The sequence below is a fragment of the Ignavibacteriales bacterium genome, from assembly GCA_016709765.1.
Lineage (GTDB): Bacteria > Bacteroidota > Ignavibacteria > Ignavibacteriales > Ignavibacteriaceae > IGN3.
The window spans coordinates 417,091-442,973 of sequence record JADJMD010000013.1; the positions used below are offsets into that span (position 1 = coordinate 417,091).

Below are 25,883 nucleotides of genomic sequence, written 5' to 3' on the forward strand. Positions count from 1 at the left end.
GCTAAATCAGAAAAGTATTGTTATCCAGGTAAACTTTGTTTGTCTTATTTGTAAAGTGGGGATTATCAGTTTCTAAAAAGAATCTTAACGCTCTTTGATTTTCTACTTCAACTATCTTTGGAATAAATACAAATTGTATTTTTAGTTTTGTCAATTCCGATGTATTTGTTTTTGAAGTCGGTGTTGTACTTCCATTCACAATAGTACAATGATCGTGTGACGAGTGATTATCATCATCGTGGTTTAAGAAGCCTAATTCGGAGTGTAAAAATGAAAATACAAATACTGTTAGTACTGCTATTCCTATCACTCTTTTGATTTTTTGAATTGTTCTATTCATACACCCCAAATATAAACTATTGCCTCTTCGCAATCAATGAAATGTTTTACATCGTGCTTTTTAGCACCGGATAGTGCTATGATTTAGCATTATTAAAGTATACATCTTATGACAAGGAAATTCCACTCTCGTATGTTGCTATAGCTTGCCCATATTCCTTGTCATCTGTCTTCATTATTTAATAAAATTTGAATTTGGGGGGGGCAACCCCCCTTTTTAATTCACTAAAATATTTCCAAGCAAAACATTCAAGCGATCAGTAAGTAACTCAAACTCCTGATTGATTTCATTCTTTTCACGAAGAGATTCTTCATCTATTTTTATTTCAAGCTGAATATATCTCTTTGTCAGCCTCATACTTTCCATTTTTATATCATAGAATTCTTCGTATAAATTATCAGGAATCAACGGAAGTTGAGATAGTTCATAAGCATATTCTCCAATGGTGATATTTGTCCGGTCGAATAATTTATTAGGGATTTCAAATCCATAGATAAGTTCAAGTTCTGATAGAGACATTACAAAATCTATCTCATCCAGATCCGTATCAAGGAGATCAGATAGGACAACATCAGGACTATAATGTTTTCTACTTCTGGATTTTGAATCAAGTAGTGTTGCTAGGGTGTATATATATTTTAACATATCACTCCTTTCCATAAAACGAAGTTATATCAAACCAGTATGTTCGCTTTTGCCCATTTCGTAACTTAATCTTTAGTATATCATAAAATTTTTTTCTGTAAACTGCCATTATCTGTTCATTTAATCTCCATTCAACATTTTGTTTACCGTAAATAGATTCCAGGTATTCATATTCTGCATCAACTCCTTCTGAATGAGATTTTGTGTTTTGATTTACAATAGCTTTTTCTGGACTTGAGCCATCGCTATCGGTTATTTTTATTTTATTAAAAACCATTTTATTCTCCTCTGCTTAATTTTTTCATTAAATTATTGTTTTCGTAGTCTTGAATTTGCTGCTGTTTTGCAAGCTGCTTTTCAATTGCTTTCTTGAGCAAATCTTCTCTAGTTATTTTTATGTTATAAGATAAATTGCTCAGCTCTTTTTGTTCTGCTGCAGACAGGTTCTTGTATTTCTTGTTAAAGAACTTTCCACTCTGGCTTATTAAATTATTTAATTCTCTATATGATGACATATTTTTCTCCTTATTAAATTTTGGCTGTACAGGTTGTACACTGTGTACACGTCGTACAGCCGGTTTTTTGTATATGTTAGATTGGGGTCGTTGTGTTGTTGTGTAACAAGCACGGGTGCGTAGGTTGTGCACTTGCACGCCCTGCAGTGTTGTGTAGTGTTGAATAGCATAAACAACATACACGCCCCATCTAATTACTTACTACATACGTGAAATAATATTGTTGTATCTATATAGAGTTTATCTACAACCTTACCATTCTTAATAAATAAGTACGCAGTTGTTATATTAAAGCGTTTAGAATTTATTTCAACATCTTCCATTGTATAATCATCGTACTCATAATATTGAACGAGATATTCCATTATTTTAGATAAATAAATTCTACCTTCTATGTGATCCTTAGGGCCTGATAAAATCATACTTGTTTCTATTGTCTTACCATCCCCACCATTTAAGTAAACCATAATTTCCTCCATTATTTGTTGCGTAACCTAAACAACCCGTGGGTTGTGTTGGTTGTTTAATTGAGCTACAGTTGCGTAACCATAGCACCTACTCCTACGGGGGTAGGTTTTTATTATTTTATTTACTGTTCTTCGATGCCTACCTGGGTAGTTATAACATCACTTACCCTTTTATCAATTCTATCTATGGATTTTTCCATAGATGCGGGCATAGATGATTTAATTATTTCTTTTGATTTCATTCTAAATTCGCACATTACCATAGATACCATAGATGGCAGACTTAATTCAACTACAGCTGTAGAATATTTTTTTATTTATAAAATATTTTTTGTTTGTAGTATTTTATCTCTGCCCATCCCTGCCATCTATGGAAATCCTTTCATTTTAATTCATTTTCAACATATTCGCGATAATTTTTATCCCTGCCCATCCCTGCCCCATCCCTGCCCAACTTTCACCATTGATAGTAATGGCTATCATCCCTTTTATCTCTATAAGAAACTATCCCGTATAACTTGAGTTTCTTTCCTAGATCAACCAGAGAAGCATAATTCTGATCATAAATGTTTTTATACAATTCCAATGCTCTGGATTTTAATATTCTACTTTCCTTAACATCTTTTTCTTCTAGCGACTTAGGTGTTCCAAATATATCTTTACGGATATTTTCATTAAACCAATCCACATCCACTTTCTTCAGATGATAAGCAAATTCTTCGTACCTATTCATTCCCACACTTACTAAAGCTTTCTTATCATCATTATCAATAACAGTTTTTGCCAATTGAGCATCATATTTATAATTCATTAAGAATTGAGCAAATTTTGGCAGCTCTTTTTTTAAGTCTTCTATAAAAGCTTCAGGGTTTTTATTAAACCATTCATAGTTACGAAGTACACCTGCAGCAGTAACTATATTTAACCTTCTATCTTTATCTTCAACAAATACCGGAATTTTTTCATTACTAAAGAAGATGCAGTTAACATAATTAGTTATCGTAAAGTTTTTAACATTCTTTTCATTTATCGTTACTTCATCTTCAGTAATAATTGTTTTAATAGTGGACTTAACTGAATTACGAGTGTTATTATCGTGAGCTATTTCATTAAAGGCTATTAGTATTGCATTCTGTAACCAGGGATTAAACTCACTGGCTAACTGTGAGTCATTTACCATCGCAACCTGTTTACTACCAAACAATGGTTTTAGTATGTATGAAAGCATAAGGTTTTTTCCTGCACCTTGATCACTCTTAAACACCCAGGCTGTTTGCTGTTTCATCCTTGTCTGTAATATTCCAGCAAGCCAGTTCAGAAAACGTTTACGCTCTTTATACTTTGGAATTAAATTGATGAGTAAGCGATAAATGTGCGGAAATTCTTTTACCGGGTTAAGAAATTCTTCAGTCTTGTTCAGCTTCATATATTCTGTTGGTGTGAAAAAGTTGAACATCTCTTTTTCTAAATCATATCTTTCATTAAAAGTAACATCAAAATCTGCTTTTAATGCTGGAAAGATTTCAGGGGTGCGTTGTTGTGCACTCAATAAAATATTAGATAAGATATCCTTAGTAACACCCAAATGCACTGAATCTGCTGTTTTATCAAAGTAAGCATATGAGCTGGTGTTTTTTTCTATGAATGGAAAATACCTTTGATCAGCACTATCACTTGAGCTAGTAATCTTCTTAAAATCTTTTAAGTTCTTTTCTTCTTTAACTGATTTAATCAAATCATTTACATCAGACTTTGCTATGTTAAAGTTTTTTATGAAGATATTTTTGATGTCAGCTAAATCTTCAGGATCTTTCACAATCAAACTAAGCTCTAATAATTTGTTCTTAGCCTCTTCTCTTTGTATGGGATCTTTAATCACATCAGCATCTGCATATCTAGTGCATAACCAACGCAAGCCCTTTTCACACTCTTTTAATAAATTCTTGAATTCTTTTATTCCATTGGCTCTGATATATTCATCAGGATCTTTATGTGGTTTTAATTTTTCTGGATTTAGTATAAAAGGAACGATATCAGATTTTTCAAGCAATAACTTAATAGCCTCTTCGGTATTAACTGGACCAACACCATCATTATCTAAAGCAAGTATAACATTCTTTACTTTTTTAGCCACTAGCCCTGCAATATGAGTTTGACTTAATATACCTTGACCTAATGCAACGATATTATCTAACCCAGCTTTTATTAAATAAGCTGCATCTGGATAACCTTCAACGATAAGAACTGTATCTTGTTTATGAATTTTATCTAAATTAAAAAGATCCTTTTTTGATATACCGGTTGTACTATCATATCTAGATAGAATTTGTTTACCATCGCTACCTAACTTAGGAGTTTTATCCATATTAAAGATTGGTTCACCTAATGGTTTACTTGATCTCTTTATAAAACCAGTTATCATTCCTTTTCTATCTCTATATGGTATTGCGATATCATAGATATCACCGTTGTGACCATTTAGTGATAAAGAATTAATTAGGTTATATGCATCTGGAAAAATTATTTTTAGATGATCACGAATATTTGGTACGCTTGTCCATCCACAGAATTCAGTTTCTTTTAAAATATCTTTATCATACTTGCGTTCATTAATTAAATACTCTAAAGCATGACGTCCTTCTAGTTCAAATAGTTTTTCATGTAAGTAAGTATAAACTTCTTCATATAATTCACTATAAGCTCTATCACGTTCTCTTTGTATAATTTCTTCTGGACTAGGAGGAGTAAAATCTTTACCTTTAGGTACAGGCCCTAAATTAAATTCAGTAGCTAACCATTCTAAGGCTGGTATAAAATCTATCTTCTTAGCAGCCTTTATTAGTTCAATGTAGTCACCGCCTGCATTACAGTTGAAGCAGTGCCAATAGTTATTTTTTGTATTTATAGAAAAGCATCTACCATTTGTAGATGTATGGCCGGAGGGACAATTACCCTGTAATGAGTAACCGGTCTTTGTTAGATTTAATTTTAATTTACCAGCAATTTGTTCTGCCGGTATTGCATTGATTTTACTTTTTAGTTCATCAATTGTTTTATTGCTTTGTGGTACCTTTGAATTGTTGTACATAATTATTTAATCCTGAATTTGCATTTATTTTATCATTTGAGTGCAGAACACTCTTAAGTGTCCTAAGCGCATTACCAAAACCTATAGGTTCGATCAACGCTTCCATTGAATAATATTTTTGTAATGATACTTTTATAGATCCATTATCTTCAAAAGTAAACATCGTTACACCGTTAGTTCTTGGATGATCAATCAGCTTGTATCCTTTATATAAAAGATATCCGGCTAGATTGAAATCCTTAGTTATATAGTTTTCGTTATTCATTTTTAGATTCCTCTATTTCTTGTTCTTTCTTCTTTATGTATGTGTATAGAATGGCTTTGATTAGTGCGTGGAATGACATATCCAGCTTATGAGCAGACTCATACAATTCCCGTTTCCAATCTTCATCTACCGTAACAGTAAATTGAGTTAGTTCACGTTTTGGCCGCTCAGGTTTTATTAGTTCCATTAAATTTTCCTCCAATTTAGTTGATGGCTTAAGTACCATCTAAGTTCAATATCGATTATATGATATTAATAGTCAAGTTTTTTTATCGCAACTTCGAAGTCTATAAAACTTCATCTATGATTAAGTATAATTGGTTTGGATCATGAAGTCAAGTTTTTTTTATTAAAATTATTACGATGAGTAAAACCCATCTATTTTTAATATAACCGGCATTGGTTAAGGAGTCAGATCAAAAATATTCTTTTGCTATAATTTATAAGGGCATTATTGTTGTGCTGCTAAAAAATGATGTACAGCGTGTACATCGTGTACATCGAATTTATTAGATTAGCACATCAACTAAGGAATTTTATGATATTAATAATTGATCCTGCTTTTGAAGTATTTAACTCACTATCACAGGCAAATATATTTTCCAGACTAAGTGAGATTGTTCAAGCGCTAAAAAAGATTGATGTTGAAGAACTTAATGGAATAAAAGCTATAAACCTGATATCCAAAAAGAAGACAAACTTATTTAATAAAGTAAGAGAAGAAATTTTAGGGAATGTATCATTCTTTGGACCCAAGAGATCAACAAACCATCTTAAAAAACTTTTTATTAAAGCTCAATTAATTTCAGATCTAACCCAAATAAATTCAAATGAGAAATCTAAATTTATTTTTATATATCCTTTTATATCCAGTAATCTATTGGATCATATTAAAACTCAGAAATATTTTGAGGGATACATTAGCTATAGAGATTTTATTTTTATTGATTCCAATTCAAGAACAGAAAAAATTCAGGATGTAAATAAGTTTATTGAATTATTCGACCAAACAAATCAAATTAACGATCAATCAAAAAAAGTCAATTTGAAAAAAGAAGCTGTGCCTGGATTATTAGAAATTCTTTTCCCAAGCCTGCATAAAAATATTCCTTCTTACAGTAATAATTCTATAAATATTATTGTATCTGATTCCAGGATAATAGCAGAAGAGGCTATAAGATTATTACTTAAGTACAATTACCAGGATTATAGTATTATTGATTTATCTGAAAGTGAAAATGAAATTCCTTTAACAGCAAATAAGAATTGTATTTTCTTTAACACCGATTCACTGCCGCTACAAAGGCAAAATGAATTATTGAACAAATTGGCTTCATTTAAAGATGATGAATTAATTAAGAAAATATTCCATTATAAAAATGCTGAAAATATTTTACCAAGAATTAAAGGCAATGGTAACTTAATTGATCTTTCTATCATTGATATTACTCCGGAACAGTTATCGCAATGCTTCGTATCAATGCTCGTGCAAAAAAACAAATTACTTTATGGTACCAAAAATGCTAAATTCTTTAAGGACTTAAGTAAATTCGTATATAGCTACAACTCAGTAGATGTTATGGATCGTTGCATAAATGCATTAACACCACTAAACTCCTCAGATATATTATTACTTCCAGAATTCTGGTATGAGTTTAATCGTAAGTACACGTTGGTCACAAAAGAAAACACAGACAAACAGCAAATTAAAAACGATATAGAAAAATATTTTATAAAATATCGCGGCAACTATTGGGAAGTAAATTTTAATTATGAGGGCGGTCCAATACTTCTAGCTAATTCCGTTGGTATGTATTACTTGGCTGCACTAATGGCACAACCAAATACTCCCGTAGATTATAAAGATCTCACAAAAAAATATGCTAAGAAAAAAGAATATGATTCACCAGAGCGTGGTGCTCAGAGCATTATCAATGCAATAGAAGGTTGCAAAATATCTATAGCTGACGTTGAATCTTCTTTGTCAATTAAAAATAAGTTTTCTTCCTACTTAAACAAATCAAAATTCTCTAAAGATAAGATTAACTCTTCCAAAACATATACTGTAATTTTTATTCCAGCAACTGATAACAAAATTAAATGGTTCATACCCATCGTACCTGCAAAATCTATTCTATATAGCTAATCAAACTAGCGTCTGTCCATTCATTTAACTTAGAAGGTAGCTAACAAATACTTTCCAAGTGTTAAACACTCTTCTGTTTTAGACAATAACCAAGCATATTTCGGGCGTACAAAATATGTACAGAAAGTCAAATAAATATGAAGAAAAAAATAATTAAGAAAAAAGTTGATTTAGAAGCTAGTGTAAAAGATAAACCTAAGTGTGTAACGGATTTAGGGCAATTGTCATTTGATACAATTGGGGGGAAGGTCGTAAAAGTATATCGTGAGAATGGGAAAAGTTTTTTGGTGAATGGCAAAGGCGAGTTAAGTGAAATCCCGGACGTAAGTGCAGATGCTACAATTGGTAGCAATAATTTATGGAATGATAAAAAAGTTAACGAAAACTTGATTGAAGAAATTACAAATGCAATTAAGCCGTTTGTATTTTTTAGTAATCCAAGACTTTATGATTTCATAGCAGTTGAAGCAACAAGCACTTATGTGTTTAATTTATTTGAAGCCATACCATACTTACATCTAACGGGTGCGAAGGGTTCTGGCAAAACTACTTTGGTTAGAATTCTTTCTTCGTTATCACATCATCCGGTTTCAACAGTCTCAGTTACACCTGCAAATTTATTTAGAATGATAGAGAATGAACAGCCAACTTTGTTTATTGATGAGGCTGAGGACTTGGAAAAGCGCGGTACGTCTAATAATCCTACTATTCAGTCACTAAATAGTGGTTATAAAAAAGACGGGAAAGTTCACAGAGTTATCAAGAATTTACCTACTCAGTTTTCAACATACTGCCCAAAAGTCATTGCAGGAATTAATTCATTAAGTCCGGCATTAGCTGATAGATGTATAACTATTGAAATGCAAAAAGCGTCATCATCCAACAAGGTGGCGTATTTAACAAGTGATGATCAAAACAAATTAAAGTCTTTAAAACCCGTTATCGTCGGAACTTTAGATAAGAAACTGCCAGAGCTAAGTAAGATTATCAACAATCCAGCTTCACTAAATTTAAGTCCAGAAATACAGAATCGCGAATTGGAGAAATGGTTCCCAATACTTGCGATTGCAAAAGTGTTTTCAACAAAGAAGAATAACTACTTTGAGCAGCTTCATCAGTTTGCAGTGGAGTCTATAATCTCCTCCGTTAAAGAAGATACTTCACCAGAAACAATTTGTAAAGATATTCTTTCAGATTACGTGGAACATAATGCTACAAGATCTCTTCTGCCTGGGGATAATAATTTTTTCTACTACCGCTGTGATAAAATATTTTTTATGATAAAGCAGTTGGATCCACATAATTATTATCGCTATCAGGGGGAACTTAGTAGGATATTACAAAAGATAGGTGTGACCACGACTCGAGAACGATTTGGCATGAAGGGCCCAGCTATATTGGCTTATAAAATTCCAAAATCAATAATCAAAAAAAAGAAAGGTAAGTAAATGTTTATTCCAAAATTAATTCAGGTTACAGAAGAGGCGAAAGATGATGCTTTAACTAAGGAATATTTAGATAGATGCAAATTTATTAATCCAAAAGTTAAAGTTGTTTACGTTGAAAATAGCAAACCAGAACTACCGGCGCACTTAGATGCTGCCGGTAGATATCATCATATGAAAGAAACTCTGTTGATATGCAGAAGATCATCTTCTTTCATAGAAACGTTTGAAAGCCCGGGGCATATTGTAGAAAGAATGAGCACAATGGTTAAGTCAGTTTTCAACTGCAGCTCTTCCTGTGAATTCTGCTACTTAGGTAAAACAGCATTGCGGCAGCAGCATCAGAAGTTATACTCCAACATAGATGTGATCGAGCAAGAAATGTTAAATGAAATTCCAATTCATATTGGGCTAAATACGATTCTAAGTGCGTATGCTTTTTATAATGAATCGCCCTTACTAAAAATACCTCCGGGTTTTAAGAAATTTGCGGATGAGTTCAGAAACAAATTATCCCGTATGGGTAAAAATAAAATTAGTCAGGAAGATGTATCCAAATATATTAATGATAATCTGGCAGAGATCTTACTTAAACTTGATGTTCCACTAGCGCAGCAGCAATACTTCAATATTAAGAAACAGCTTCCAAGCTATTTTGCAGAAAATAAAAAGTTTGATGTATCATTTAATATTGGCGAGTATACAGATATCGGGGCTATAGACCACATCTCCGGGCATCTTAATTTCTTTGCAGGACTTGTAGAAAAGCATAAAAATATTAAGATCAACTTTATGAGTAAATCACCTAATCTCACATCATTGCTAAAAGCACAATGCGATAACAGGGTCCTTGTAACAATTGGTTTTAATCCCCAGTCCGTAATTGATAAATATGAGCACGGTACATATTCATTAAAGGAACGTATTGCTGCTGCAAAGCAGGTTCAAAAAAAAGGTGATATAAATCTTAAGCTAGAAATAGAGCCAATAATATTTATACCAGATTACGAAAAAGAATATATCAAATTGATCAGGAAACTGTTAAAGGAATTAGATGTTAATAAAATCTCGAAGATTACAATGGGCGGTATAAGATTAGCCGCTGACTACAGAGGGATTATACCGCAGTATTTTCCTGATACTGATTTGCTTGATATGCATATGGAAAAACCAGATGTTAGTTATGATAGGTACAGATACCCGCTTGAAGAACGTGTTGATATTTATTTGAAGCTTATCGCAGAAATCAAAAATCATTGTGATTGTGAAATAGGTTTAGGTGCCGAAACACCAGAGCTATGGGAAGCAATTAACTTTGATGCTGCGAAAGCTATGAGTAAAAATTTCTTTCAGTATTTGGATCCTAACAGCGATGAATAAACCAAATTATATAATTCTTACTTGGCGGGTATACAAAAAATACTTCCCAAGTAGTAATGTCGTCTTGTATAAAAAACTATTAACAAGGATTTTTACACTATGACAAAACAAGATATACATCATAAAATATGGAGGTGCGCAGGCACAGTAAAAATATATTCTATACAAATAGTATCATATAATGCAATAACTGCATTGACAAACAAACAGGCTGGAGCCTTAAAACACTCCAGCCAAATATTCTGGAGATTAATTGCAATTGTATTATTGGTTGCGGTTACATCATCAGAATTTTCCGCGGCAATTATGCCAAATAATATTAGGTAAAATATGAGTAAAAATAAAAATGTTAAGGTTGATAAAGCACTTAGACAAACAGTCTTAGATACTATTGACCATCTTTATAAGCATTTTCTGTGTTTGGACAGAACTGAAGATAAGATTGCTTTACAGATCATTGAATCAATTAGTTATGATTATGCTATGATGAATTGCCAAGCACACTTTATAATAGAAGAGCATGTGATTCCGTATTTAAAGAAGCAAAATGAAAATCAAAGATTAGAGATAGTGAAAGGCATCCTTGCTGATGGTTACTTAGACATCAATGGGAATAGATTTTACTTCCTACATCAACCTTATGTGAATTTTGATAAAGATGAGAATGCAAAAAGAACTCGTTATATTGAAAAAGTTCCAGATGCTAAGTAGTATCATTAGTATTAACACAGGCGGCGTAACAGCCGCCTTTTTATTACATCTTTTTCAAAATTTCAAAGTAAGCACTTTTTGAAATTTTTACTTTCTTAATTATTTCTTTATACGTCAATCCACTTGCTTTTAGCATAATAATCTGCTGTTTTGTAAATGGCGGAATTTTTGGCCTCCCAATTCTTACCCCACGTACCCTAGCCTTTTCCATTCCTGCAATTACTCTTTCACGTATTATTGATCTTTCAAATTCAGCAAATGCTGAAATCATAGTAAATAATATTTTGCCTGCTGGAGTTGAGGTGTCAACATTTTCTTTGTAACTAATGAAATCCACACCAAGACTATTAAATTCTTCTAAAGCATTTATTAATTCCTTAGTACTTCGAGCAAAACGATCAAACTTCCATACCAATACAACTTCGGTTTTTCTTTTGCGAACATCATTAAATAATTTTTGATAATTCACACGATCTGATTTAGCACCTGAAGCATAGTCAATATAAACTTCGACGACGTTTAATCTCCTTAATTCTGCATATGACTTTAAATCTGACAGCTGCATATCCACATTTTGTTCTTTAGTGGATACTCGAGCATAAATGATAACTCGATTCATAAAATTCCTTTCTTGTTATACGTTTCTTTTACCAAGAAAGAATTGGTTTATAAAAGGTACTTTTGTGGAATTAATAGTGTTACAACTAAAGTATTATTAATTTTGTAAAAATAAATTTTGATGGTTATGGTAAAGAAAAACAAATCAGAAGAAAAGAAGAAAAAAGCAGCTGTTTATTGTCGAGTGTCGACCTACGAACAAGGACAAGGTGAAGTTAGTAGTCTGAATGGTCAGGAGGATTTACTAAGAAATTATTGTAAGGCCAAGGATTGGGAAGTCAACGGTACATATATCGACAGAGCCTCAGGCTCGAGCCTTGAAAGAAATGAAATAATTCGATTATTAAGCGATGCTGAAGAAAAAAAGTTTGATATAGTTCTAGCCACAAAGATTGATAGGATTTCACGTAGCGTATTAGATTATTTGGATGTTGATAAAAAGCTTACAAAGCTTGGTATTGATATCGTATTTGCAACGCAAAATATTGATACTACTACTCCGGCTGGAAAGATGCAAAGAAATATTATGCTTTCTTTTGCAGAATTTGAACGCGATATGATTGCTGAAAGGACCAGAGAAAAACTTTATTATCAAGCTTCTAAAGGTTATTGGGGTGGTGGGCATGCGCCATTAGGTTATGATGTAAAAAATAAATTACTCGAAATAAATTCAGCAGAAGCATTATTAGTAAATAAAATCTATGATTATTACTTGGAAGAACTATCTGTTGAAAAAGTTGCTAAACGTCTCAATCGTGAAGGGTTTAATTCAAAAAGTAGGACTACAAAATCTGGGAAAGTAACTGGTGGTGGTTTATTTAATAAAGATTCTGTTCATCGAGTAATCACAAATAAAATTTATATCGGAAAAATCACTTACAAAAAGCAGGAATTTAAAGGATTACATTCACCGATAGTTGATGAAACTAAATTTAGTCAGGTTAATGATCAATTAAATGTTTCTAAGAATGATCGTTTTACTTCTCAAGTGGATTCTGAGCTTTTGTTATTAGGTAGATTAAAATGTGGATTCTGCGGTAGTAATTTGACTACATCATTTGTTGGGAAAAAAGATGGAACAAAAGATTTCTACTATAAGTGCACAACGAAGTCTAAGTATGGAAGTTCTAAATGTGAAAGTCGAGATATTCACGCCAGTGAAATCGAAATATTTATTGAAATGCTGATAAAAAAAATTGCTTCCTCTGATCAATTATTTAATTCTGTTTTTTCACAATTAGGACATAATGAATCTAAAGATCTTAAAGCTTATGAAACTCAGAGGAATTCTTTAATTGCCAATTTGAATAATATCAATCAAGAGATAAATAATTTAACTAGTTTTATTGCTAAGGGTTCGGCCAGCGAGTTTAAGTCAGTCACATTAAAGCTAGAAGATTTAGAAAATCAAAGAGAAATGATTAAAGAAGAAAGAAAAAAAGTTGATCATGAAATTTCTTTAATAAAAAATACTGTGGTTGATAAATCTGACTTGAAGCAAATATTCAAAGATCTTTCAAAGTATTACGACGCTGCTTCAAAAGAAGAACGAAAATATATGATTAAGACCATCATTAGAGAAATAACTATTAAATTAAAGAAAAAGGAAGAAAAAGGGACGATTGATATACATTTTAGAGGTGATGGGCATATAAAAAAAGAATGGGTTAACAGAATTGTTAACCCAGATAAGATAGTTTCGAGCTACTATCTCGATTGGCTCCGCGAGCAAGACTCGAACTTGCAACCCTTCGGTTAACAGCCGAATGCTCCACCATTGAGCTATCGCGGAATGAATATTTTTCGTAAAAACGAGGTCAAAGATAACATTGACCTCATACTTTGTCAAGCCGCAAATTACTTGAATTAAATGTTAATTCCCATTTCTTTTAGCAGAAAATCAGCTTTGCTTACCTTTTGGGCAACCCATAATACATAACGAATATCCACGCCAATTGAGCGACTATATTTTTCACTCCAGGTATAATCATTAACGGTTGCTTCAAATGCACGATCAAAGTTTACTCCGACTAATCTTCCGTAAGCATCCATAATCGGGCTGCCTGAATTTCCGCCGCTTGTATCCATATTATAAATAAAATTAACCGGTACATCATTTGATTTTGGAAGAATAAATTGCCCAAAATCTTTAGCATCGTACAATTCTTTTATTTTCTTATTTAGTTTATAATCTCCTGTGTTCCTTCCCTTTTCTATCAATCCAGTTAGGGTTGTATTTGGAGAAAAATAAGTTGCATCCGCTGGGGAATATCCTCGCACATACCCATAAGTTAATCTTAATGTACTGTTAGCATCCGGTACAAATGATTTATTAAGCCATTGTCTTTTAACATCATTAAGTTTTGCAAGAAGGATATTTATTTTACCATCACGAACCTGTGATTTTTCTCTTTCTGTATCGCCAAGTTCAACTGCCTTCATTACCAAATTAATATATGGATCATCAATATCTTCCAAGGTTTCATCTTTATCTTCAAGAAGTTCAAAATATTCTTTGCTGTCTTTTATAAAAGTATCATCATATAAATCAGAAATAAAATCTTGTTTGCTTTTTCCTTTTGCAAAACTCTTAAACGGTTCCAAATCTTTACATTCATCGAACATTGAAGCATCGTTTAATATTTTATTTAATATTTGCGGTTCAAGATCAGGCATAAAATCATTATAAAGTTTTGTAATTGAGTTATAAAAATCAGATCTCTTATCTTCTTTGTATAATGATTTTCTTTCTAATTCAGGCTTAAGCATTTCTTTTTTGTAATCGATAAATATTTCTGCAAGTCGATAATAATCCACGAATCGACTTAACATAAACAAAACAAGATTTCTTCTTCCGCTAGTAAAAGCATCCTGATGTGCCTCATCAATTTCACTTAATATGGTTTCATATTTTTCTTTTAGTTTGGGATTAGAATTAATAAACACCTGAAGTTGTTTTTCCTCTTCTTGTTTTTTCTGAATTAGTTTTAATCTTTCTAATCCTTGCATTTTACCACGGTAATTCTTTTCTGTATTTGCCAGGCCCTGAATTTCTCCAACAATTTTCAATGCAAACTCAGGGTCGTTCTCTCCACGTTTTTCATAAAGATTTATCAGCCAGGAAAACATATCCTGAATATATGGTAATTGAAATTTTTCCTGCATCATTAAAAACTGTGATGGTTGATGTTTGTAAGTTCTGCCGGGATAACCAAGTATAAAAACAAAGTCTTCTTCATTAACTCCATTTGGATTTACCTGCAAAAACTTTTTAGGATGATAAGGCACATTATTTTCAGAGTATTTTGCCGATGAACCATCCGGCGCAACATAAGCGCGAACAAATGAAAAATCTCCATTGTGTCTTGGCCACACCCAGTTATCGGATTCTCCACCAAACTCACCAATAGTTCTTGGAGGCACGTAAACTAATCTAACATCGTTAATCGTTTTATATCTAAACAGTACATACTGTTCACCCACAAACATTTCTGAAACCACGGCTGCGATTGTGCTATCTTTTTCTTCTTCGCGTTTTACAATTTCTTTTATCTTATCTGATATTGCAGTTGTTCTTTTGGAAATATCTTCAGCTGTGTTTGCTGCTTCTAAAACTTCTGCACTAACATCTTCATAGGAATCTGTGATTCTACAGGTCAATCCGCTTGCCGGTAATTCTTTTTCTCGGTCTTCAGCTAAAAAACCATTTTCTAAATAATTGTTTTCAATAGTACTGGCATTAGAAACAATTCCAAATACACAATGATGATTTGTGATTATCAATCCATCGTTAGAAACAAATGAACCCGTGCAGCCGCCAATCTTTACGAGAGCATCAACAAGACTAACGCCGTTTGGATTATAAACTTCATCTACACTTATCTTTAACCCCTTTTCATTTAAGTTGATGTTTTTAATATCACTTAACGGAAACATTCCTTCATCCGGTTTGGTTGGAATGAAAGCGAAAGAGATTACAATTAAAAGTGATAGTGTAATTAAAAATGGATGTTGAAGTTTTGTATTATTGAAAAACATTTTCATTTGTGTTCCTTAAAGTTTTTAACTGCCCAAATATAAAAAATCAGGCTCGATTTCTCGAGCCTGATTTTAGAATAAATATTTTCTAACTTATTACAACAAAGATTCTTTCAATCTCCTTGCTACTGCAACAAAGAAACCAAGCACCATTACAATTACGCCTATCCATACAAGACTAATATATGGTTTTACACTTGCAGTAACGGATAACACTTCTTGTTTTTGTTCAACAACTTGCTGCGGAGTATCATTTAAAGATGTAATTGATACTTCGATCATTTGAGCAGTAAGATTTGTTAGTTGAATTTTTAGTCCGGCATTTTTAGAAACAAAATCCGTAAACTGAATTTCGCCGCTAACGCTTTTTCTAAACAGCTCAAACTCTTCTTTTTTATCATTTGTTACTATCGTTAAGTTTGCACCCATTTGAAAATCTTTACCTGCCTGCATATCAGCCATAGTTTCAGATGAGATATCAAATTTATCAAATGAAATTTTTGAATTCTTATATTCTGTTATTTTTCCTTTTTCAAGTTGAACAGTTTCTCCACTACCAGCACTTTGATTTGTTCCTTCATCAAAGCCGAGTGGTGCAATGTAAACATCTTTAGAGAAAAGATTAAGTATAGCAGGTTCGCGCATAAGACTGTTATTATAATCGGAGATATACATTATTGGAGAAACGGTATGAACATTATTCCCTTTTTTCATATTTATGTTAAAGGCAAATTTTGTGTTATTCTCAATTGGGGTATAACCTGTAAAAGTCATTTCATAACCGAATGCAGTTGTTGGTTTATCTTTTATAAGTTCAACATTCATCTGATCGCTGTAGGCAGCAGAACCAACTATACCCAGAATAAACAGTGCTATCCCAATATGCGCTACATAGCCACCAAGATTTTTTAGATTTCCTTTAACAATTTTAAAAGCAATTTCTGCGTTTACAACAAGCGCAAATATTGATGAGAAGGTAAGAATAATCATCATTATTTTATGCACCCCACCAATTACTACAACTGCTATCGTAAGTACAATACTTACGATTACAGAAATTGTTGATTCCTTTAATAGGTCTTTTGTGTTAGTGCTCTTCCATTTGATAAGTAAGCTAAGTCCGTTTAACAATCCAATAATAATTGCAATTGGTAAATGCATTTCATCGTAGAAAAAAGTATCAACAGCATTTCCAAATAATGGAGCAGATGTACCAACAAGAACAATAATTGCAGAGGCTACAAGTATAATGGAGGCTGTAAATAAGGATAGTTCACGTGAAAGAACGCTTTCTTCATAAACAGTTTTATCATCTAAGTGCTTCCATCTAAATGCTATGCTACCGAATCCAAGTAAAATAAATGTTCCTATAAACACTACAAGAAATAAATAAACTAGTTGTCCGGGGTCAACAAACGAGTGCACTGAGGCATCACCAAGCACCCCACTTCTTGTTAAGAATGTGCTGTACAAAACCAAAACATATGTTAAAATGCTAAGAATAAGATTTGTCTTTGCATATCTTCCAATTCCATCAGTGGATTTTAAACTTCTTTTTTGCACAAGCATAGTGTGGATTGAAGCAACTCCAATTAACCACGGAATCAAGCTTGAATTTTCTACAGGATCCCATGCCCAATATCCACCCCAGCCAAGCATTTCATAAGCCCAATATCCGCCCATCATAATTCCTAGACCAAGAATTCCAGTTCCTGCAAGCACCCACGGCAACGATTGATTAACCCATTCACGATAATCATTTTTCATTAAAGCTGCCATCGCAAAAGCAAAGGGCACTGTTGCCATTGAGAATCCGATAAACAACATTGGTGGGTGAATCTGCATCCAGTAGTTTAGTAATTGCGGATTTAATCCTTTTCCATCTGCAATAAATTGATTTACCTGAACTCCTGCTTGTGCTAACAAAGCATGAAGCTCAGAGCTCATCTGTACAAATGTCGTGTTTGACTGTTGATCTGTAAATATAAAATTTTGTATAAATGGAAGATTTAAGAATTGAGCATTAATATTTTTCACATCGACAAAAACAGGGATAGTCCAAATAAACTCAAAAGGATTTTTGAACCATGGCGAAACCATAACTAATAGAAAAGACGTCGCAAGCGCAAAAACCGCCATCACTCTTGGTTCAAGATCACCTCTCTTTGAAGAATATGATTGAAGTATTATGCCGATAATTGAAGTAAGCAGCAACCAAAGCATAAAGCTTCCTTCTTGCCCGCCCCAAAAGGATGATAATAACAATCCTGTTGATAATGAATTTTGGCTGTAACTAAAAATATATTTGTATTGATATTGATGAGTTAAAATTGCGTACCACAAAAAAGTGGAGGCAGCTATTACAAATATTGCCATTCCGTGATAGCTGTAACGTGCAATGTTCAAGGTGTTTTTATATCCTTTGAAAGAAAGGTAATACATTACCATTGCAATCAAACTTAATACAAGTGCAACACTTAAAAAAATACTTCCAATCATATAACCTCGCTAAGCGCCTGGAGCAGAGTGCATTGAGCAATTACAAATGCAATTATGCTAAGCGCAATATTGTTTAATAAATTTCTATAAGTAAAACTTTGATAAGGTGCTATGCTCTTAGCACCTTGCTATTTGCGATTACATACTAGATGACTGAACATTTTGTTCTTCGTACTTGCTGGGACATTTTGTTAAAATGTCTTTTGCATGAAAATACCCATTGCGGTATGAGCCGGTGACAACAACACTTGTCGCACTTTCAAAATTATTTGGCATAGCACCTTCGTAAATCACTTTCATTTCATTTCCGGTTACATCTTTCATTATAAATGAAAATGTATTTTGTTCACGATTCATATCATAATTTTTTTCTTTTACCCAGCTGCCAGTAGCTTTAACTGTTTTATCTGTGGTTTTTACATTTGCAAAATTACTTTCATATTTAATATTGCTTTGTGTAAAAAGGTACGCCATTATTCCAAGGAATAATACGATGATAAATCCGCCGAAGATGTATTTATTTTTCATTTTTTTCTCCAATCATTTCTTTTTCTACTTGTTTAATTCTTTTATCAAGGCTAAACATATAACCAAAAATTCCTGCCCAAACAATAAGTACAATAATCATTACAATATAAATTGCATTTTGCGATAGAAATTGTTCCAAGTTAACCTCTTATTAATTGTTTATTTAATTTTTCGCGTAATAAAATTGACCTGTATCCGATATTCCACATCCAAAAATAAAGAATTGTAAACCCAATCAATGAAAGAAAAAATATCAACTGCATATTTCCGTTCATTTTAAAATCAACAACTGGTCCAGCATTTGAGTCATCTGCAGAGCCTGGATGAAGTCCAGTCATAATTCGTGGCATTATAAAAATAAAAAACGGAACAGTAACAAACGCAATCATAGAATAAACCGATGAAAGTGTTGCGCGCTTTTCTTCAGATTCAATTGATGATCGAAGCGCAAACCATGCACCATAAATTAATAACAATGCAAATATACTTGTTTGTCTTGGATCCCAACTCCAATATGAACCCCATGCAAATTTAGCCCAAACTGCACCTGTTACTGTTGCGAGGATACAGAAAATCATTCCGAGTTGAGCTGCAGCGTAAGACTTAACATCATCATCCAAATTTTTCTTACGTAAATACTTGAAGCTATAAATTGTTGACATAAAAAATGCTACTACTGTTAACCAGGCTGTCGGAACATGAAAGAATATTATTTTTGCGTTTTCTTCAAGGCCGGGAATGAAAGGATATTCATACCAATGTGTTGGATTCTCTACAATGGGAAATGCAATTCCAGCGATAGAGACAAACGCAAGTAAAAGAAATAAAAATATTTTCCAGATCATAATATTTATGGATTAGTTTATAATAAAATTTAAGCTATTCTTTCCAAATAAAATCAAATAACATATAAGATGCTGTGAGCATTATTACATCGTAGCTCACAACAATTGCCAATTCAAACTTAGCTCTTTCAAAGGATATGCCATCTATTGCAAACAATGTTAGCTGAACGGACGTTAAAATCAAAGGCAATAATATGGGAAATGAGAGCACAGGATATAGCGTTCCTTTCGCTCCAGCTTTTGCAATAATTGCAGCTATTATAGTTGATGAAACAGCTAATCCAATATTACCAAGTACAAATGATGCCAAAAATAATATAAAATTCTGAATAACAAACGCTTCAAATATTGCTGAATAGAGTACAGCAATAATTGTATTCATTGCAAAAACTAAAATTATGTTAAAAATCAATTTTCCGGTGTAAACGGTAGATGGAGCAGCAATTAGTTGTAAAGTTAATGCAGTGCCTCGCTCTTCCTCAGAAACGAAAGCTCTGGATAATCCAGACATGGCGGTAAAAAAGATAACGACCCAGAACAATCCGCCGGTCAAACTTGGACTAATTTTTTCGTTACCGACTGAAAATAAAATTACACTGATTGCAACAATAATAAACATTGCAAGTGCGTTTATTGCATATCGTGTCCGTAATTCAGATTTAAAATCTTTTAAAAACAAGCTGTAGGATTTCGAGTTCATTTAATTTTTATATTTCTCCAAATAAACGATATCACCACACAATTCTAAATCATGTTTTTCGTTGGATGCTATCAACACAATATTTTTTTGCCCTTCTTCTTTTACAATATCATAAACAGATTTTTTCCCTTCTTCATCAAGATTAGAAGTTGGCTCATCAAGAATTAGTAATTGCGGAGAGTGCATTAAAGCAAAAATAAATTTTACTCTTTGCTTCATTCCCGAAGAATATGTTTTTAACAAATCGTCTTTTCTTTTAAACAATAAAAATTTATTTAAAAGATAATCGACTCGTTCTTTGTTAAACGCAACACCTCTAATATCAGCAAATATTTTTAAATTTTCATATGTAGAAAATTCCTCATACAAAACAAGATAAGGTGAGACAAATCCAATATGATCATGTAAATGTTCCTCAGTAATTTCTTTATCATTCAGCTTGTGTAAAATCTTACCTTTAGATGATCCGATAATTCCTGCAATAATTTTTACAAGTGTAGATTTACCTGAACCGTTTGGACCTGATATTCCGTAAACTCCAACGCTATCAAATTTAAAATGTAAATCATTAAAAATAAGTCTTCTTCCAAAAGATTTGTTCAAATCAACAGCTTCAACAGAATAGTTAGTCATTAAAAATTACCAGCTTGCCTTTAAAAATATCATCACCTGATTTTATAATGTAAATGTAAACACCAGTGGGAAAATCAACATCTTTGCTTTATCCACCGTAATTTGGTTTATTGAGTTCATCAAATAAGTTGATTGAACTTTTCTTGCCAGAATAATATAATTCAATTCCAGCAGAAAAATATTTATATCAACCTCTACAACTTGGAGGAATATTATCATTGAAATACAAAATAATATTATTGGATAAAGAAGATAATTTATAAGGATTGGGAAAGCGCTTGCTTCAGCTTCTAAAGATTTGCTTTATTGTAATTTGATCCTCCATATACGACAATCTCTTATTAATTATACCTGCATTATTCCAAAATGGTGAATGGTTTTCTGGGATACTAAAGGACAGAATAATTTTCATTTATAATTTTTCATCCTGGAGTTATATCTTTGAAAAATACTAAAAGAAGATTTTAAAAATCTTTGTATCATCAATTTCAGCTTCTGCCAATCTGAATTTGAAATTATAGAATTAAACACACCATCATTGTTCGGCAAGTTAATCCTTAAATAATAATTTGATGTGGGGTAAAGACCAAGCTCATAAGTTTGAGATGATGAATTAAAAGTCATAATTGCAGTAGGCGTTATTATCGGATAATCACTTGCTTCTTCAAAATATCTTCCACTTATAGCTCTGGAACCAGTAAAGTAACACCAGAGTCCAAAATTATTTAGTTCATATCTAAAACTTGAGTTGAAAGAATTTATACTTAATGCTATAGACTTTATTGCTGATGTAGTTGGAATTCTTTCCCACTGATTTTTTAAAATCTCAAATCCAAAATTTTTCTGCAGAAAGATATTCCAGATTGCTAAATTGTATCCGTCATGCATTGGCATTGCTCTTTCCGGATGCTGAAAATAAGAGGGCATATAAGCGTAATAATCGTTTACATCATTAAATACAAATTCCTCCATTGCAGTAGAACTTAATTCGTAAAAAAATAAATCCTCAGATCTAAAAGGAGATGCTATGCTTTGAGGAGCATAACTTCCACTTTGAATTCCGTGATGAAACTCGTGGGCAACAGTTACTTGAGCACCTGCTATTCCCGTGGAATAATATCCAACAAAATCATTATCAATAACCATATACGATGTCCATCGAGAATCAGCAACCTTGGTTTCAAACTGTGTGTATCCGTAAAGTCCGCCAAGATTTTGCACATAAATATCATACTTATCATCGCCGCCTTCGGAACCATCTGAGGGAGGCGTTGGATAGTTAAGATATGAAATTTCAAAATTGTAAACCGAATCTAAAGCCTGCAATAAAAGATTTAAATCATAACCTAAAGCATTGCTTCCCGTTAAATCATAATGAACTCTGAAAAAACCATTTGAAGTAGTTATACTTTTTTCTGTTGTAGGCCTGGTTAACAATTTTGTTAAAACATTCTGCTGTTCAATAGAAAAGTTGCTTAAGTATTCTTTGATGGTAGTAACTAATCCTAATCCGCACTTAGTAATTTCCGGGTGCTCTTCAAATTGTTGCTGCATATTTTCTGAAGTACTAACACCTTTTACATAAGTAAATAAGCTGTAAAGTGAGTCAAGTTCAACTTTTGTTAATTTCTGCGGAAGAATTGTTGATGACAAATTTAAAACTAAAACGGCTATAAAAATTTTTATCATTTAGATAGCTGCCTTATTTCAATATTACCGGATTTTGTATTCGTAAATATCAAATGATATTTCCTTTGATCAAGTTTTTCTATAATGCAATCACTCAATTTAATATTTTCAACTTTACCGGCAGTAAATAACTTATTACTTGTTTTGGCAGAAATATATTCTGTAACCAAGCTTAAATTTGAATCGTAAACAAAAATTGAGTTAGTTTTTCCAAAAAATAATTGATTTTTATCTTGTATCCTAAATCCCTTGTTAGTGTTAATTGTGCTAAAATTTTTAGGTTCATAAACGCCCGCAACGATAAAATATTTTTCCTCACTTGAGAGTAACACAGAATAATTAAAACCATCCTTAGTTTGCACTTTATTGGATTTTGAAACCAACCCATAATTATTTCCGTTAATCTTAAGCTTGGTAATTGGCTTTCTTTCCTTTTCGGTAAAATTCAATAACTCTAACTTTGTATAATCAGCATCAATCTGCCAGTAACCAATTGTAAGTTTATCTTGAAAAAACAAAAATGGGTTAGACCAGTTTGAACTTAAAATAGTGTAAAGTTTTTGACTATAGTTTACGGGTGCTTTTGAAATAGCCTGTAGATTTAAAATTTTGTTTTTTGAATAAAGAATAAATAGTTCGGCTTCACCGCCGGCATCAGTTTTCATTGCAAGATCCTGAATTGGCCCTTCTGTATAATGAAATTTTCTTTTAAAAGTATATTTTTCAAAATCAATTTCAATTGCTTCAACATTTTTTTTATCCGTACTATAAAGAAAAAAGGTTTTTACTGATTTACTATTACTAAAAGTTAAAAGTTTGTTATGCTCTTCAAATAAATTAACACTGTATAGTTTTTCTGGTAATCCTGACGCGCTGCGGATGACGCACTTCAATTTATCATCAAACTCATCAACAAATGCAAAATCAACGATACCATTGTTTATGTGATCGAATGATGTAATTAAGTTGGGTTCGACCCCAACAGCTAACTGCTGGTTATCAGACATTAAAGCGATTGAAGAAAGAATGTTCACTTCTCCGCTTTGGTTTATATAAGCGGCGCCATAAACAAACTTGCTAAAAAAAGGAATTACATCAACAATTCCCTTTTTCTTTTTCTGAATAATTTCCGGATAAAACATAAAAAAATCTTTTGCAAAGATTGTTGATATTATTCCTTCATCCACATTTAAATAGTTAACATCAAAAAATCCATCTCGATTAAAATCACCAATTATAAATTTATCTGCAGGATATTTTGTTTGCACAAATATTAATTTATTAAAGGAAGCAATTGCATCACCAAAATAAATTCTGATATTAGATTTTGTACTCACAATTATATCTTTATACTGATCATAATTAATATCAAATACCTTCATTGATAAAACATCTTCATTGATATTTATGCTCCTCAGCTCATTAAAATCATTGCGGGAATTGTTATAAAAAAAATGAAGCTTGTTTTCGATTGAGTTAAGTGCCGCAATATCATCGTAACCGTCTGAATTAAGATCAATAAATTGTGCGTTTTGGAATAATCTATTTGAACAGATTTTTTTTTCTGTTAATAGATTATTCTCGTTTGATATTATTGACAATCCATCAAATAAATTACCAGATAATATAAACGATTGCGAACTGTCTAAATAATTATTTGTGATGCTTATATTTTCTGGATAAGAATCCAATTTTATCTGTGAAACTAACACTGGTTTACCGTCTGATCTAAAATTGTAAATTCCAAGACTCCTATTCTTTCTTGAAGTAAATACAAACGATTCAATAATTTTGTTCGGAGATATTATTGGTTCGATTGAAGAAATTTCCACTGGGAGTAGTAACATTTCTTTAAGATTAAACTTTGTGCCGCTTTTACCATCATACAGCGCAGCAACTTTTTGGGTTGGATTATAAAGCAGTAAATCTGAGTGTTCATCCTGGTTATAATTAAAGCTAAATAATTTTGTAAACCCGGAATCAACACTAAATGAATTTAGTTTACAAAATCCCTTAAACGGTATTTGCGGTGAAATGATTTCTGAGAGTAAAACAAATAATAAGAGTATTTTAAATTTACTTATTCCTGTCTTTAAGGCGGTTCTCTCTTCTTTTGAGAGCTTCATTGTATCTTCTAATTTCGTCTTCAGATTCCGGTAGTGCATCAATTGCCTGAACCGGTTTACCATCACTATCAACACTAACAAAAGTTAAATACGCTGTGTTCGTATGAAATCGGGTGCCTAATCTAAAATTTTGCGCGTAAACTTTTACTCCAACTTCCATTGAGGTTTTAAACACTCTATTAATTGATGAAGTTAAGGTTACCGCATCACCCAATTTTACAGGATTATGAAAATCAATTCTATCAACAGAGGCTGTAACGCAAACTCTTTGATTATGTTTTGCCGCACTTAAAGCGGCGCAAATATCAATCCAATGCATCAACTGTCCGCCTAATAAATTACCAAGCTGGTTTGTATGATTAGGCAGAACAAGTTCAGTCATAATAATTTGTGAATCACTTATTTTTTTTGAGGCTGGCATTATGGATTTACCGAAAGCTTGCTTTCTAATGATTTTTCGATCTTTTCAACATCACTAAAGTTTTTGTGATCCGGATATTTTTGAATAAACTTTTGTGACTCCGTTAACGCTTCGGCGTCTCTTTTTCTATCAACAAGTAAATTTATTTTGTTATAAAGTGCAAGCGGAGCGTATTGTGTATCGTGGTAAATTTCCATAACAGTATCATAATATTTAAACGCCGCTAAATAGTATTCCATCTTATCATAAATGCGAGCGGCTTCATACTCTTTTCTTGCCATCTTATCATTTAATTCTTTTATTCTGATTTCAGCTTCTACAACCCTGGCATTTAGCGGAAAGAAATCTATGAATACTTGAAACTCTTCAACAGCTTTTTTAGAGTACTGCTGATCAAGTGTATAATCAGGTGAAAGTTCATAATAACAATCTGCTAACATATATTGAGCATCCGCTAAAAATTCACTGGAAGGCATTCCCTTTATAAGTTTACTGAACTGATATGCCGCAAGAATATATTCCTCACGCTGAAATCTGGTCATCGCTAAATAATATTGCGCATCATCAACAATACTGCTGCCGGGATACTGAAGAATTATTGATTCAAATTCTTTGACAGCTTCTTCGTAATCTTCGCCGCCATAAAGTTTTATAGCATATGCTAATTTTTCTTCCGGAGTCATATTAGTCGTATCCAGAGTTGAAGAACATGCAAACAGGAATAATGTTACAAATAGTAGTACAAATAAGTTTTTCATTTTACAGTTTATAGGTTTTTTGATGT

At 32.4% G+C, this 25,883-nt stretch carries 27 protein-coding genes, 1 tRNA gene and 1 pseudogene; 7 read left to right on the plus strand and 22 right to left on the minus strand.

Annotated elements, in window-relative coordinates:
* Window position 1: 1 nt before the first annotated feature.
* The 8 genes from IPJ23_11505 to IPJ23_11540 form a co-directional block, all read right to left on the minus strand.
* Window positions 2–340 (minus strand): hypothetical protein, encoded by a 339-nt coding sequence (locus IPJ23_11505; protein MBK7631305.1) that lies wholly within the window; start codon window positions 338–340, stop codon window positions 2–4.
* A gap of 216 nt (window positions 341–556) precedes the next feature.
* Window positions 557–985, minus strand: a complete 429-nt coding sequence (locus IPJ23_11510; GenBank protein ID MBK7631306.1) for a hypothetical protein — start codon at window positions 983–985, stop codon at window positions 557–559.
* A 1-nt stretch (window position 986) separates the two neighbouring features.
* Window positions 987–1,262 (minus strand): hypothetical protein, encoded by a 276-nt coding sequence (locus IPJ23_11515; GenBank protein MBK7631307.1) that lies wholly within the window; start codon window positions 1,260–1,262, stop codon window positions 987–989.
* 1 nt (window position 1,263) lies between these two features.
* The gene (locus tag IPJ23_11520) at window positions 1,264–1,500 is read right to left on the minus strand and encodes a hypothetical protein (GenBank protein MBK7631308.1); all 237 of its coding nucleotides are present in this window, start codon (window positions 1,498–1,500) and stop codon (window positions 1,264–1,266) included.
* 194 nt (window positions 1,501–1,694) lie between these two features.
* Complete coding sequence (locus tag IPJ23_11525) at window positions 1,695–1,922, minus strand: hypothetical protein (protein ID MBK7631309.1); 228 nt, start codon at window positions 1,920–1,922, stop codon at window positions 1,695–1,697.
* 502 nt (window positions 1,923–2,424) lie between these two features.
* On the minus strand, window positions 2,425–5,055 hold the full coding sequence (locus IPJ23_11530; GenBank protein ID MBK7631310.1) for a toprim domain-containing protein: 2,631 nt from the start codon (window positions 5,053–5,055) through the stop codon (window positions 2,425–2,427).
* Window positions 5,021–5,320, minus strand: a complete 300-nt coding sequence (locus IPJ23_11535; protein MBK7631311.1) for a hypothetical protein — start codon at window positions 5,318–5,320, stop codon at window positions 5,021–5,023. The genes IPJ23_11530 and IPJ23_11535 overlap by 35 nt, the downstream gene beginning before the upstream one ends.
* A complete protein-coding gene (locus IPJ23_11540) occupies window positions 5,313–5,546 on the minus strand; it encodes a hypothetical protein (protein ID MBK7631312.1) in 234 nt (77 codons plus the stop codon). The genes IPJ23_11535 and IPJ23_11540 overlap by 8 nt, the downstream gene beginning before the upstream one ends.
* Window positions 5,547–5,858: 312 nt before the next feature.
* Between IPJ23_11540 and IPJ23_11545 the strand changes: the two genes are divergently transcribed.
* The 5 genes from IPJ23_11545 to IPJ23_11565 all read left to right on the plus strand — a co-directional run bounded on the left by IPJ23_11545 (window position 5,859) and on the right by IPJ23_11565 (window position 11,002).
* Window positions 5,859–7,466, plus strand: a complete 1,608-nt coding sequence (locus IPJ23_11545) for a hypothetical protein (GenBank protein MBK7631313.1) — start codon at window positions 5,859–5,861, stop codon at window positions 7,464–7,466.
* A gap of 137 nt (window positions 7,467–7,603) precedes the next feature.
* Window positions 7,604–8,914: a hypothetical protein gene (locus IPJ23_11550; GenBank protein MBK7631314.1), complete on the plus strand. Its 1,311-nt coding sequence runs from the start codon at window positions 7,604–7,606 to the stop codon at window positions 8,912–8,914.
* Window positions 8,915–10,291, plus strand: coding sequence for a hypothetical protein (locus IPJ23_11555; protein MBK7631315.1), 1,377 nt, complete (start codon window positions 8,915–8,917; stop codon window positions 10,289–10,291).
* A 99-nt stretch (window positions 10,292–10,390) separates the two neighbouring features.
* Window positions 10,391–10,618, plus strand: a complete 228-nt coding sequence (locus IPJ23_11560; GenBank protein MBK7631316.1) for a hypothetical protein — start codon at window positions 10,391–10,393, stop codon at window positions 10,616–10,618.
* Window positions 10,619–10,621: 3 nt separating this feature from the next.
* Window positions 10,622–11,002, plus strand: coding sequence for a hypothetical protein (locus IPJ23_11565; protein MBK7631317.1), 381 nt, complete (start codon window positions 10,622–10,624; stop codon window positions 11,000–11,002).
* A gap of 43 nt (window positions 11,003–11,045) precedes the next feature.
* On the opposite strand, the gene IPJ23_11570 is transcribed toward IPJ23_11565, so the two are convergent.
* Window positions 11,046–11,621: a recombinase family protein gene (locus tag IPJ23_11570; protein ID MBK7631318.1), complete on the minus strand. Its 576-nt coding sequence runs from the start codon at window positions 11,619–11,621 to the stop codon at window positions 11,046–11,048.
* Window positions 11,622–11,741: 120 nt separating this feature from the next.
* On the opposite strand from IPJ23_11570, the pseudogene IPJ23_11575 reads away from it, so the two are divergent.
* Both IPJ23_11575 and IPJ23_11580 read left to right on the plus strand, forming a co-directional pair.
* Window positions 11,742–12,230 (plus strand): annotated as a pseudogene (locus IPJ23_11575) (recombinase family protein).
* 234 nt (window positions 12,231–12,464) lie between these two features.
* Window positions 12,465–13,379, plus strand: a complete 915-nt coding sequence (locus IPJ23_11580; GenBank protein ID MBK7631319.1) for a recombinase zinc beta ribbon domain-containing protein — start codon at window positions 12,465–12,467, stop codon at window positions 13,377–13,379.
* Here the strand turns inward: IPJ23_11580 and IPJ23_11585 are convergent.
* From IPJ23_11585 to bamD, 13 genes are all read right to left on the minus strand, one after another.
* A tRNA-Asn gene (locus IPJ23_11585) sits at window positions 13,338–13,412 on the minus strand. The two genes, IPJ23_11580 and IPJ23_11585, sit on opposite strands and share 42 nt — an antisense overlap.
* A gap of 74 nt (window positions 13,413–13,486) precedes the next feature.
* The gene (locus tag IPJ23_11590) at window positions 13,487–15,658 is read right to left on the minus strand and encodes a S46 family peptidase (GenBank protein ID MBK7631320.1); all 2,172 of its coding nucleotides are present in this window, start codon (window positions 15,656–15,658) and stop codon (window positions 13,487–13,489) included.
* Window positions 15,659–15,754: 96 nt separating this feature from the next.
* Window positions 15,755–18,157 (minus strand): cytochrome c biogenesis protein CcsA, encoded by a 2,403-nt coding sequence (gene ccsA / locus IPJ23_11595; protein ID MBK7631321.1) that lies wholly within the window; start codon window positions 18,155–18,157, stop codon window positions 15,755–15,757.
* Between the two features lie 138 nt (window positions 18,158–18,295).
* Window positions 18,296–18,685, minus strand: a complete 390-nt coding sequence (locus tag IPJ23_11600) for a cytochrome c maturation protein CcmE (protein MBK7631322.1) — start codon at window positions 18,683–18,685, stop codon at window positions 18,296–18,298.
* Window positions 18,675–18,824 (minus strand): CcmD family protein, encoded by a 150-nt coding sequence (locus IPJ23_11605; GenBank protein MBK7631323.1) that lies wholly within the window; start codon window positions 18,822–18,824, stop codon window positions 18,675–18,677. Before IPJ23_11605 ends, IPJ23_11600 begins: the two co-directional genes overlap by 11 nt.
* A 1-nt stretch (window position 18,825) precedes the next feature.
* Window positions 18,826–19,530 (minus strand): cytochrome c biogenesis protein CcsA, encoded by a 705-nt coding sequence (gene ccsA / locus IPJ23_11610; protein ID MBK7631324.1) that lies wholly within the window; start codon window positions 19,528–19,530, stop codon window positions 18,826–18,828.
* A 34-nt stretch (window positions 19,531–19,564) separates the two neighbouring features.
* Window positions 19,565–20,230: a heme exporter protein CcmB gene (locus tag IPJ23_11615; protein ID MBK7631325.1), complete on the minus strand. Its 666-nt coding sequence runs from the start codon at window positions 20,228–20,230 to the stop codon at window positions 19,565–19,567.
* A complete protein-coding gene (locus IPJ23_11620; GenBank protein MBK7631326.1) occupies window positions 20,231–20,863 on the minus strand; it encodes an ABC transporter ATP-binding protein in 633 nt (210 codons plus the stop codon).
* Between the two features lie 42 nt (window positions 20,864–20,905).
* Window positions 20,906–21,082 (minus strand): hypothetical protein, encoded by a 177-nt coding sequence (locus tag IPJ23_11625; GenBank protein ID MBK7631327.1) that lies wholly within the window; start codon window positions 21,080–21,082, stop codon window positions 20,906–20,908.
* 189 nt (window positions 21,083–21,271) lie between these two features.
* On the minus strand, window positions 21,272–22,552 hold the full coding sequence (locus IPJ23_11630) for a hypothetical protein (GenBank protein MBK7631328.1): 1,281 nt from the start codon (window positions 22,550–22,552) through the stop codon (window positions 21,272–21,274).
* Window positions 22,549–24,678: a VCBS repeat-containing protein gene (locus IPJ23_11635; protein ID MBK7631329.1), complete on the minus strand. Its 2,130-nt coding sequence runs from the start codon at window positions 24,676–24,678 to the stop codon at window positions 22,549–22,551. The genes IPJ23_11630 and IPJ23_11635 overlap by 4 nt, the downstream gene beginning before the upstream one ends.
* Entirely contained in the window at window positions 24,629–25,099 is a 471-nt protein-coding gene (locus tag IPJ23_11640; protein ID MBK7631330.1) for an acyl-CoA thioesterase, read from the minus strand. Before IPJ23_11640 ends, IPJ23_11635 begins: the two co-directional genes overlap by 50 nt.
* Window positions 25,099–25,857, minus strand: coding sequence for an outer membrane protein assembly factor BamD (gene bamD, locus IPJ23_11645; protein MBK7631331.1), 759 nt, complete (start codon window positions 25,855–25,857; stop codon window positions 25,099–25,101). The genes IPJ23_11640 and bamD overlap by 1 nt, the downstream gene beginning before the upstream one ends.
* Between the last annotated feature and the right edge of the window lie 26 nt (window positions 25,858–25,883).